Raw genomic sequence first — 11,044 nt, 5'->3', positions numbered from 1 at the left:
CAGTTCATGGCTGCGGTAACAACCTACCAGCACTACTACAACTTCGCGCGCACCAACCGCTCCCGCGCCAACAAAACCCCGGCTCAATTGCTCCGCGAAAAGTCCCCTCAAATCGACCCTCGCGTCCTGCTTCTATCCCCACTCCTTCTCGATGCCCCGATGGGTCAACTTCTGTCTGGACCTCCCGAAAAATCATTTTTTTGTCACTTCTCGGTTTCCACAATCAAACCAGCTTGGTTTCACCCCGGGCCGGCTTTTATCAGATCGGGACGTAGTCGGGGGTTTGCTCGGGCTCCACGACTTCGGCTGTCGTGAGTTGCACCAGTTCGTGGAGCGTCTTGAAGTGCGCGGCGAGGTCGTTGCCTTCGGTGCCGCCAACGATGCGCTCAAAGAGGCCGCGTTTGCTGTCCTTCAGGCTTTGGATGCGCTCCTCGATTGTTCCGGCGGTCACCATGCGGTAAACGAAAACCGTGTTCGACTGGCCGATGCGGTGGACGCGGTCAACGGCCTGCGCCTCGACGGCGGGGTTCCACCATGGATCGAGGAGAAAGACGTAGTCCGCGGCGTGCAGCGTGATGCCGGTGCCGCCGGCCTTGAGCGAGACGAGCATTGCGGCGGCGCCTTTCGCGTTTTGGAAGGCCTGCACGGGTTTGAGGCGGTCCTTGGTCATGCCCGTGATTTCATAGCGCGGCAGGTCGGGGTAGGCGAGGGCGATGGCTTCGTGGACGCGCTCAAGGAGCATCACGAATTGCGAGAAGATGACAACTTTGTGCCCGCCGCTGATGATTTCGGCGAGTTTTTCAACGAGGAGGTTGATTTTGCCGGAGTCGGCAAGCGGGGTGTTCAGCCAGGGGAGCATGTCGGGGTCGCAACAGATCTGGCGCAGGCGCGTGAGCAGGGCGAGGAATCCGAAGCTGCGCTCGCGCAGGGCGGCGTCCATGTCGTCACCGAGGCGTTGCAGGCCCTCGGCGCAGACGCGGGCGTATTCGGCGCGTTGCACATCGGTGAGCGGGCAGACGAGTTCCATTTCAACTTTGGGCGGAAGCTCGGTGGCGACATCGCTTTTGGTGCGGCGCAGGATGAAGGGGGCGAGTTGCGCGCGGAGGCGGGTGAACGCGCCTTCGCGGTCGGCGGCGAGCGCGGCTTCAAAAACGGCGCGCGTGCCAAGCAGCCCGGGCAGGAGGAAGCGGAAGATGGACCACAGGTCGAGCTGGCGGTTTTCGAGCGGGGTGCCGGAGAGGACGATGCGGTGCTGGGCACGGATGGCGAAGCAGGTTTGCGTGGTTTTGGCGACGGGGTTTTTGATGAACTGGCCCTCGTCGAGGATGGTGTAGCCGAAGCGCGCGGTGTCTAGGCGGGCGCGGTGTTTGCGGAGTTGCGCGTAGCTGGCGATCCAGACGATGCGCTCGGAGACAGTGGGGGGCGCGGTTTGCAGTTTGCCGTTTGCGATTCCGGCTTCGGGCTCGGCGTCGTGATTCGTTTCGGTGGCGTTGCCGACAAAGGGATTTCCGTTTTTCAGGACTTTGATGCGAATGTGCGGGGCGAATTTCGCGAATTCCTCCTGCCAGACGGGAACGACGCTGGCGGGGCAAACGATGAGCGTGGGAAGCGCGGGATCGTTGGCGGGGCGGACGGAGAGAAGCGAGATTGTCTGAAGGGTTTTGCCGAGGCCCATTTCGTCGGCGAGGAGTCCGTGGCATCCGGTGTCGCACAGGTGGTGCATCCATTCGACGCCGTGGCGTTGGTAGGGGCGGAGAATTTCGGGGAGTGGCTTGGTGAAGGGCGCGGGGGTGGTGACGGCCCGGCGCCACGTCTCGATTTCGGGCGAAAGGGTCAGTTTGAGGCGCGCGTCATTGAAGAGGGAGAATATGAGGTAGGGGGGGAGTTTGCCGTCGGGTGTTTCCGCCTCGGCGATGTTGCGTTGCCAGTTTTCCAGCGTTTCGAGGCGGTCGGCGGGGAGGGTGACGATGCCCACGCCGGGGAGCAGGGTGGGCGAGGCGCCGCGTTTGGTGACGAGGGCGACTTCGTCGTCGGTGAGAAGGCGTTCGCCGGATTTGAATATCCAGCGCAAGTCGAGGGCGGTATCGTTGTCGTTGGATGTGGTTTTTGCGCCCGGTGTTTTTTTCCCGTTGCGCCGGGTGGCGATGACGCTGACTTCGAGGGTTTGCGCGGTGTGGAGGAGTTTTTCCGTTTCGGGGGCGAGCTCGATTTCGTAGGCGCGCCGCCAGGCGGGGAGGGTGTTTTTCAGATAAGATGGAATCTCGATGATGTTCGAGAGGAGGTAGTGGCCGGTTTGGGCGTTGTAGGTGAAGTGCGATTTGCGCGCGAGGGCGGCGAGTCCGATGAGCTTGGCGCGTTCCGCCCGCGTGGTTGCGGGGCGGGCGGACGAGGCGGTGTTGTCCGGTGTGAACGCCGGGGCGCGCGGCGCGCGGGCATTGGCCGGGTCTTTCCAGAACGCCTCGAACGAGAGTCCGTTGTGGCTGGTGGCGAAGGTGAGGACGAGGGTGCGCGGAGGCGGCGCATCGGAGGGTGCCGGGGCGGTTTTGCCGTTGGTTGTCGCGCCGGAGGATTGCGGCGCGGGCGCGCGGGCGCCGTTGCCATTGGCGGACGGCTCGGCGGGCAGGGGAGGGAGTTCGTCGCAAAGGAGCTCCTCGATTTCGTGAATGCCGGCGACCGCGATGGCGCGGGCTTTTTCGGTGTCGTCGGTCGATGCGCGGATGTTGAGCTCGCCGTTTTCCCATTCGATGACGGCGTATTCGTCGCGTTTTTCAACGCGGCGGTGGATGATGGCGTCCTTGTTGGTGAGTTCGAGTTCGCGGATTTCGCTGTCGCGGTAAATGCGGCGGCCGTGCGCGAGCTGGCTGTCCGTGAACACGGCGAACCAATCGCCTTCGAGTTTCTCAAACCAAAACTCGAGCGATTGCGGACTGTAGATGCGTTTTGCGGCGTGCTTTTGCATGACGCGAAAAGGTTCAACGCTAGAATCGCATGAGTGTGGAGCAATCCCTTTTTCGAGTGTCATTGTTTTTTGGATGCGGGCGAAACATACCCTCGGGACAATGGCAGGCGACGCGACCAAATTCATTGTAAACGCGACGTTAATATACCGTTGCCAAGCTTTCCGCCCGACATTTGCGTTTGGGTTTAAATTTCCCAAATCTTTTTTAATCTCATGCAATGGTATTATGTTTTAAACGGCGAGCGCGTCGGGCCGGTTTCACAGGAGCAATTTGACCAGCTTGCGCAGGCGGGCACGATCATGGGCGAGACGCTCGTCTGGCACGCGGGCATGGCGGAGTGGCTGCCGTGGGCGCAAACGGCGGCGCGGATCGCCGGGGAAAGCGACTCGGCCGTGTGCGCGGTGAGCGGGCGCCTTTACCCGAAGCGCGAGATGCTCGAATACCAGGGGCGCTGGGTGAGCGCCGAGCACAAGGACGCGTTTTTCCAGCGCATTCGCGAGGGCGTGCAACACACCGCGATGCCGGGGGAGATGCGTTACGCGGGATTCTGGATTCGGTTCGCCGCGGTCATTATCGACATGATGTGCCTGTGGGCGATCAACATGGTTTTCAGCATGGGTTTCATGTTTGTCCTGATGGCGCTTGGCGGCATCGCGTCCGCGTCTGGAAGCGATGGCATGACACCGGTTGTCTTGATTCTGCAATTGTCCCTCTATCTTGTGCAGTTTGCCGTGGCGCTGGCCTACGACGTGTTTTTCATTCGAAAGTATGACGCGACTCCCGGCAAACTTGCGCTGGGCTTGAAGATTCTGCGCGCCGATGGAGAGAAACTTTCGGTGGGCCGGATTATCGGGCGCAATTTTGCGAAGGGTGTCAGCGCGTTGATCCTGTGCATCGGCTACATAATGGCCGGCTGGGACGAGCAGAAGCGCGCGTTGCATGACATCATCTGCGACACGCGCGTGGTGCGCAAATAATCGCGAGCTTCCGGCGCGCGTTTAATCTTCCATGCGCATTTTTTGATTCCGTGAGCAACAAATCTCCAACACTGAACGGCCCGTGCTCTTGCGGCGGACGTTATTTGCTCACGCCGGGGCGCGCGCAATGCGAGGTGTGCAAGGATGGCTACCAGTTTGTGGAGTTCCCGGCGTTTCGGGCGGAGCGCGTCGTGACGAAGCCGCACGAACTGGCGGGCGGTGACGACGCGACTTGTTTCTTCCACGCGCAAAACCAGGCCGAGGGCGTGTGTTCGTCGTGCGGACGATTTTTGTGCCCCGTGTGCGCGGTCGATTTTGGCGGACGCGTTTTGTGCCCGGCGTGCATCGCGGGCGGGAAAACATCGCCGGCGCGGGTTGAGCGGGACAAGTGGATGGCGGACACCACCGCGCTTTGGCTCGCGGTGCTGCCGCTGATTGCCTGGCCGCTCACGATTGCGACGGCGCCGGCGGCGTTCGCGCTGGTGTTGTTGAACTGGAACAAACCCGCAAGCATCGTGAGGCGCTTTCGCTGGCAGCGCTGGGTGGCGGGCGCGCTTTCGCTGGCGCAGATTGCCGGATGGGTGTGGCTGTTTGTGGAGATGTTTTCAAAATGAGCGCGAACGACGGCAACAATCCGCGATACAAACATCTGCGCTGTCAAAACGGCGGGCTGTTTTCGCGCGGGAGCCTGTGGCTCGCGGACGACCATGTGCTGCAAATCACCTCGACCGGACTGCATGAGCGCTACCGGCGTTTCTATTTGCGCGACATCAAGGCGATCATGGTTGGCGAGGGTTTTTCGGCCAAGGTCGGCGGCTTTGTCTGCGGATTCATCGCGTTCTTTTTTGGCCTCATGTGGTTTTTGACCGCGATGACAAGCAGGGAGGGCGGCGGCTCGCCCGGTTTGCTGGTGTGTTTTTTGATAATGCTCGCGGTCGCGCTCCTGTTCCTGTGGCGCGGGCGCACGGTGAAAGTTTACGTGGTGACGGAATTGCAAACGGTGCTGTTGCGCTCCGTGGCGCGGAAATGGCAGGCGGACAAATTGATCGAGCAACTCACGCCGTTGATCAATGCGTCGCAGGCGGATTTGACGCGCGCGCAACCGACGATGCCCGAGTTGCCCTCGCAGCCGGAGCTGCCGCAAATGCAACCGCGGCAAACTTCGGACGCGCAAAATCCGGACGGAGGCCCGGGCGCGGCATGAGCACGGCGGAAAATCCACCTTTGCCGTCGCGGGCCGACGGACCGATGCGCAGGCTGCGTTGCACGCGGCACTCGGAACGCGAGGCGGCGGCGTGTTGCGCGGAGTGCGGGCTGCCGTTTTGCCGCGAGTGCGTCTCGGAATACGAGGGGCGCTTGTTGTGCGCGGCGTGCCTGGAGAAAATCGTTGCGAACGCGAAGGCGGATGCGGACGGGAGCAATCGCGGTCTTTTCGCGCTGACGGCGGACTCGGTGAAACGCGCGGCGTCGCTCGCGGCGGGCGTGGCGTGGCTCTGGTTGTGTTTTTACCTGGCGGGTTTGCTGATCGAAAAACTGCCGCAGTCGGTGCATGAGGGCACGGTGTGGGCGCAGGCGGCGGAGGAGGCGCTGGGCGAAGAATGACGCGCAAGGGAACAACCGCGCGCCGTCGCGAGACGGAACCGTCCGCGCTGGCACTGATCGAGGAATCCGCGCACCTGCTCCGTCGCGCGCCGGCGGGAGTGTTTGTGCTTCACCTTCTCGGCGCGGGGGCGTGGGCGCTGGCGGTTTTGTTCGCGTGGGCTTACGTCTCGTGGTTCAGGCCGTCGCGCGACGAGCTCGCGCTGGGCGCGTGCGCGCTCGTGCTGCTGTATGCGTGGATGAAGGTCGCGCAGGCGGAAATGTGCGCGCGGTTGCTGGCGTTTCGCCTTGGCGCGAAGCCGGAGAAATTCACATGGCGCAGGGCGGCGCGCCTGGCGGTTTCGCAATTCAAAATCCACGCGTGGGGACCGGCGGCGCTGGCGGTGTCGGGTGTGCTGCTGCTGCCATTCGGTTATGTGTGGCTGTATTTTCAAACGGCGACGGCGCTTGGCTCCGGGCAAGTCCCGGAGCAACCCGGAGCGGCGGGGGCGGATGTGTGGCGGCTTGCGAAACTCTGGCCGCGGCAGGGGCATGTGGGGCTGCTCGTGATCAGCGCGCTTTCGCTTGTGGTTTTTGCAAACGTGGCGGCCTTGTTCTACATGCTGCCGTGGCTGGCGCGCACATTGCTCGGGATGGAAAACTTCATGTCGCTGGACGGCTGGTCGATGCTCAACACCACATTCCTCATGTGCGTGACGGCGCTCACATGGCTCGCGGTCGATCCGCTTGCGAAGGCGTTTTGCGTGCTGCGTGTTTTTCGCGGGCGCGCCCTGCGCACCGGCGCGGATTTGCGCATCGAAATTGCCGCCGCCCGAAAACAGGGGCGCGCCAAAACAGGTTTCACACTCGTCGCGCTGCTCGCGGGCGCGCTGATGTTTTCGGGGGACGCGCCGGCCGCGGAGCAAGACTCCGATTCCGTCCGGCAACAGCAGCAACAAGTCCAGCCCGCCGAGCTCGACCAAGCCATCGACGAAGTGCTGGCGCGCAGCGATTTTCAATGGCAGTTGCAGCCGGATGAAAAAGCGCGCCCTTCGGATGACGAGGCGAGCGCAATCGAGCGTTTTTTTAACTGGATGGGGAGCGGTGTGAAATCAGTTTTTCGCGCGCTGGGGCGTTTTGTCGAATGGCTGGCGAATCTGCTTTCGAGCGACAATGATAATTCCTCGCCGGTTGTAATGAAGGAGCGATCGGGCACGGGAGACCTGTCGCTGTTGAAATTTTTTCTCTACACGCTTCTCGCGGTGCTGGCGGGGTTGCTCGTTTGGGTGATTTATATAACGGTGCGAGGCGGGCGGCGCAAAATTGTGGAGGCGGCGGCGGGCGTCGCGGAGATCGAGGGGAAACCGGATTTGCGCGATGAAAACGTGCAGGCGGCGCAACTGCCTTGGGACGAGTGGCTGCAACTCGCGCGCGAGCAGATCGCGCTCGGAGAGTGGCGACTGGCGCTGCGCGCGCTCTACCTCGCGCAACTCGCGCGCCTCGGCGCGGAGGGATTGCTGACGCTGCGCCGGCACAAGACGAATCTTGATTACGAGCGCGAACTGCGGCGTCGCGCGCTGCAGCGCGCGGGACTGCCGGAATGGTTTGCCGCGAGGCGGCGCGAGTTCGAGGCGGCGTGGTATGGCCGCGAGCAGACGGACGAGGCGCGCGTGCGCGCGTGGTTCGACGAGATGGAGAAAGGAGCGAAAATATGAGGCGCCGCGCCTCGATGATTCTGCTCGCCGCGCTGGTCGTGCTGTTGCTCGGCGGCATCGCCGAATTGCTGCGCATGAGGATTTCGCGCGGCGATGTGTATCCGCTTTACTCGACCTATCGCGCCGACCCGCTCGGCACAAAGGCGTTTTATGAAAGCCTGGAGCTTGTGCCCGGCGCGCGCGCGCAACGATGGCTGCGCGAGCCGGAAAAATTGCCGGCCGGCATGCGAGGGACGATTGTGTTTGCGGGGGTGAATTCCGCCGGGTGGTTGCGGACTGACCGCGTCACCGCGAAAAAACTCGACTCGCTCGCTCGCGGCGGCGCGCGCGTGGTCGTGACGTTCAAGGCGGGCTTCGGCGAGCGCGAGTTGAAGCGCTGGCGCGATTCGCGCACCGATGACGATTATTCAAAATACAATTTCGCGGGCGCGCCGGATTTTGCCGCGCATGCCTTGGAGAAGCGCGACGCCCCCGAGGTCGCGCCCGGGGAAACCCCGGAGCCCGCGGAGAAAAAAGGCAGTCGCAAGAAACATGTGTTTGTCGATGCGGGCGGGCAATGGGGCGTGAAAATCGTGACGCGCATCATCAAGCCCGACGACGACGGCAGGCTGCCCCCCGCGGTGCGCGCGGAAGGACAACCGGGCGAATGGCCGGGGAGACTCGACTGGATGAGCGAGTTGTATTTCGACACGGAAAAAAGCGCGGACTGGCGCGTGCTTTACACGCGCGAGGGGCGTCCCGTGATGATTGAGCGCGCGCTTGGAACAGGCTCGATCGTGCTGGCGGCGGATTCGTTTTTCCTGAGCAACGAGGCGCTGCAACGCGCGCGCGCGACCTCATTGCTCGCATGGCTCGTGACCGCGCCGGGCGGCGACGGCGTTGTTATTTTCGACGAATATCATCTCGGCATGACGGAGGATCATGGCGTGGCCGCGCTTGCGCGGCGCTATGGGCTGACGGGGGCTGCGTGCCTGGCGATGTTGCTGGCGGTGTTGTGGGTGTGGCATCGCATGGCGCTGTTCGTGCCGCCGCCCGCCGACGAGGATGAGGAGCGCGCGGGCTACGAGCCGACGGCGGGCTTGGAGGCGTTGCTGCGCCGCTCGGTGCCCCGCGCGCAGGTGGCGCGCGTGTGCCTCGACGAGTGGAAAAAAACGGCTTCGCCCGCCGACATTGCGCGCGTGGACAAGGCGCTCGCGACGCTGGAGCGAAACGCGTCGCCGTGGACAATCTACACAACAGCGCGGGAATCGCTGAGAAAATCAGGAGGGGTTTCGCCCCGCCAAAAATAGAAATCAATTTTATGAACCCAACCATTGAATCGTTTACGGAAAAACTAACCGCCGCCCGCGCCGAGGTGGCGAAAGTCGTCATCGGCCAGCAGGAGGCGGTCGAGCTTTCGCTCATCACCTTGCTGTCGCGCCAGCACGCGCTCATCGAGGGCGTGCCGGGCGTGGCGAAGACGCTGCTCGTGCGCACGCTCGCGCACGTGCTCGGCGTGCCGGGCGGGCGCGTGCAATTCACGCCCGACCTCATGCCGTCCGACATCACGGGCACGAACGTGTTTAATTTGCAGGCAAACTCATTCACGCTGATTCGCGGGCCGGTGTTCACGTCGTTCCTGCTCGCGGATGAAATCAATCGCGCGCCCGCGAAAACCCAGGCTGCGCTTTTGCAGGCGATGCAGGAGCGCGTGGTGTCGATCGACCGCGAGACCCACTCGCTTGATGAAAACTTCACCGTGTTCGCCACGCAAAACCCGGCGGATTCCGAGGGCACTTATCCGCTGCCCGAGGCGCAGAAGGACCGTTTCATGCTCAAGATCAAAATGGAGCCGCCGTCGCGCGAGGAGGAGCTTTCGCTGGCGCGGCGCATGGTCGGAAACAACACGCCGGAGGGCGCGCTCGCCGCGGGCGAAGTGCGCGCTGTGCTTGGCGCGGGCGAACTGGCCTCAATGCGCGCCGCGCTCGACACGGTGACGTTGCGCGAGGAGTTGACGAGCTATGTGGTCGATCTTGTGCGCGCGACGCGCAGCCACGAGAGCATGCTGGTCGGCGCGGGGCCGCGCGCCACGCAGGCGCTGCTGCTTGGCAGCCGCGCGCGCGCCGCGCTCGACGGCCGCGACTATGTGACGCCGGACGATGTGCGCGGCCTTGCAAGCGCGGTGCTCGGACACCGCCTGATATTGCGCCCCGAGTTCGAAATCGAGGGACTGACAATCGACGAGGTGCTCTCGCGGATACTCGAACAAGTGGCGGTGCCAAGATGAAGAAGTTTGGGGTTTTCGATTGCGCGCCACCGCGCGGTCTCGAAATCGAAAATGGAGCGGTAACTCCCAATCGAAAATCGGAAATCCAAAATCGAAAATAACAACATGACCTTTCTTCCCTCAACACGTTTGCTCTGGCTTGTCTTCGCCGTCGTGATTCTTGCGATACCGGCGGGGCCGATGCCCGGGTTGATGCCGGTGTGCTTCGCCGCGCTGGCAATCGTGGCGTTGCTGGCGTTGGCCGACCTGGCGTTGAGTCTGCGCAGCGTGAGGATGCCGGTTGTGTCGGCTCCGGAGGTCGTGCGTTTTTCGAAGGACCGGCCCGGCGCGATCCCGGTGCGTTTTTTAAATGAGACAGGGCGCGCGATGGAGCTGCGTTTTGCGCTCGGATTGCCGAAGGTGTTTGCGGCAAAGGACAATGAGTTGTGGGTGCGCCTGCCGGCGGGGGCGGACAAATCGCGCGCGCAAATCGAATGGGCGTGCACGCCTTCGCGGCGCGGGCGTTTTTCGAATGCGGCGCTGGCGTGTTGCGAGGCGGGGTCGCGACTGGGTTTGTGGCGGTTGCGCGCGCGCGCGCGGCTGGAGTGCGAGCTGCGCGTGTATCCGAATTTGTTTTCCGAGCGGCGTCAGCTCGCGGCGGTTTTTCTGGATCGCGGCCAGTTTGGCGCGAAGCTGCAGCGCACGGTCGGGCGCGGGCGCGAGTTTGAAAAATTGCGCGAGTATTTGCCGGGCGACGGGTTTGACGAAATCCACTGGAAGGCGACGGCGAAGCGCGGTCATCCGGTGACGAAGGTTTTTCAGGCCGAGCGCACGCAGGAGATTTATGTGGTGATCGACATGTCGCGTTTGTCGGGGCGGCTCGTCACGCACGAGGGTGTCACGCAAACAGTGCTCGAACGCTACCTGACTTCGGCGTTGGTTTTGTTTCTCGCCGCGCAGCGGCAGGGGGACCGCTTCGGCGTGATCGCCTACGATGATCGCGTGCGCGTGAGCTTGCGCGCGGGCAACGGCGCCGCGCATTACGCGGCATGCCGCGAGGCGTTGCACACGCTCCAACCGGGCGGCGTGACACCCGACATGGCCGAGGTGGCGCGTCACATTCGGTTGCGGCAACGCCAGCGCGCGCTGTTGTTTTTTCTGACCGACCTGGGCGACCCCGTGCTGGCGGAGGATTTCGCGAGACACGCTCCATTGCTGGCGCGCCAGCATTTGATGCTGGTGAGCCAGTTGCGCGGGCCGGGCGTGGAGCCGCTTTTCGCAAGCAGGAGGGCGGACGGGCGCGGCGATCTTTACGCGAGGCTTGCGGGCCACATGCGCTGGGAGGAAACGCAGGCGCTGATCCGCGCGCTCAAGCAGGTCAACATCACGGCGGCGGTGATTGATGACGAAGCGTTTGTGGCGAACTTGGTGACGCAATATTTGCAGGTGAAGCGGAGGCAGTTGCTATGAAGGCCGACCATCGAACAGACGGAGCACTGGGAACGGGTCGGGGCGTGGCGTCCCCTGTAATTTCCCGTGCCTTCCGCGTTTTTTTTCAGGAGGATTTTT

Annotated in this window: 9 protein-coding genes; 8 read left to right on the top strand and 1 reads right to left on the bottom strand. The window is 63.1% G+C overall.

What is annotated here, in order from left to right; genetic code table 11:
* Positions 1-259: 259 nt before the first annotated feature.
* Positions 260-2,959, bottom strand: a complete 2,700-nt coding sequence (locus M2447_RS03450) for a DEAD/DEAH box helicase (RefSeq protein ID WP_277557409.1) — start codon at positions 2,957-2,959, stop codon at positions 260-262.
* Between the two features lie 213 nt (positions 2,960-3,172).
* Between M2447_RS03450 and M2447_RS03445 the strand changes: the two genes are divergently transcribed.
* The 8 genes from M2447_RS03445 (at position 3,173) to M2447_RS03410 (ending at position 10,945) form a co-directional block, all read left to right on the top strand.
* The gene (locus M2447_RS03445) at positions 3,173-3,937 is read left to right on the top strand and encodes an RDD family protein (RefSeq protein ID WP_277509971.1); all 765 of its coding nucleotides are present in this window, start codon (positions 3,173-3,175) and stop codon (positions 3,935-3,937) included.
* Positions 3,938-3,987: 50 nt separating this feature from the next.
* Complete coding sequence (locus M2447_RS03440) at positions 3,988-4,551, top strand: hypothetical protein (protein ID WP_277557408.1); 564 nt, start codon at positions 3,988-3,990, stop codon at positions 4,549-4,551.
* Positions 4,548-5,141, top strand: a complete 594-nt coding sequence (locus M2447_RS03435) for an ABC transporter permease (RefSeq protein ID WP_277557407.1) — start codon at positions 4,548-4,550, stop codon at positions 5,139-5,141. The genes M2447_RS03440 and M2447_RS03435 overlap by 4 nt, the downstream gene beginning before the upstream one ends.
* Before the next feature lie 20 nt (positions 5,142-5,161).
* The gene (locus M2447_RS03430) at positions 5,162-5,539 is read left to right on the top strand and encodes a hypothetical protein (protein WP_277557406.1); all 378 of its coding nucleotides are present in this window, start codon (positions 5,162-5,164) and stop codon (positions 5,537-5,539) included.
* Positions 5,536-7,230: a hypothetical protein gene (locus M2447_RS03425; RefSeq protein WP_277509967.1), complete on the top strand. Its 1,695-nt coding sequence runs from the start codon at positions 5,536-5,538 to the stop codon at positions 7,228-7,230. The genes M2447_RS03430 and M2447_RS03425 overlap by 4 nt, the downstream gene beginning before the upstream one ends.
* On the top strand, positions 7,227-8,519 hold the full coding sequence (locus tag M2447_RS03420; RefSeq protein WP_277557405.1) for a DUF4350 domain-containing protein: 1,293 nt from the start codon (positions 7,227-7,229) through the stop codon (positions 8,517-8,519). Before M2447_RS03425 ends, M2447_RS03420 begins: the two co-directional genes overlap by 4 nt.
* 11 nt (positions 8,520-8,530) lie before the next feature.
* Positions 8,531-9,496: a MoxR family ATPase gene (locus M2447_RS03415; RefSeq protein ID WP_277557404.1), complete on the top strand. Its 966-nt coding sequence runs from the start codon at positions 8,531-8,533 to the stop codon at positions 9,494-9,496.
* A gap of 105 nt (positions 9,497-9,601) precedes the next feature.
* Positions 9,602-10,945 (top strand): DUF58 domain-containing protein, encoded by a 1,344-nt coding sequence (locus M2447_RS03410; protein WP_277557403.1) that lies wholly within the window; start codon positions 9,602-9,604, stop codon positions 10,943-10,945.
* Positions 10,946-11,044: the final 99 nt, after the last annotated feature.

This window comes from Ereboglobus sp. PH5-10, assembly GCF_029504735.1.
Taxonomy (GTDB): Bacteria; Verrucomicrobiota; Verrucomicrobiia; order Opitutales; family Opitutaceae; genus Ereboglobus.
This window is presented reverse-complemented; position numbering and strand designations above follow the sequence as displayed.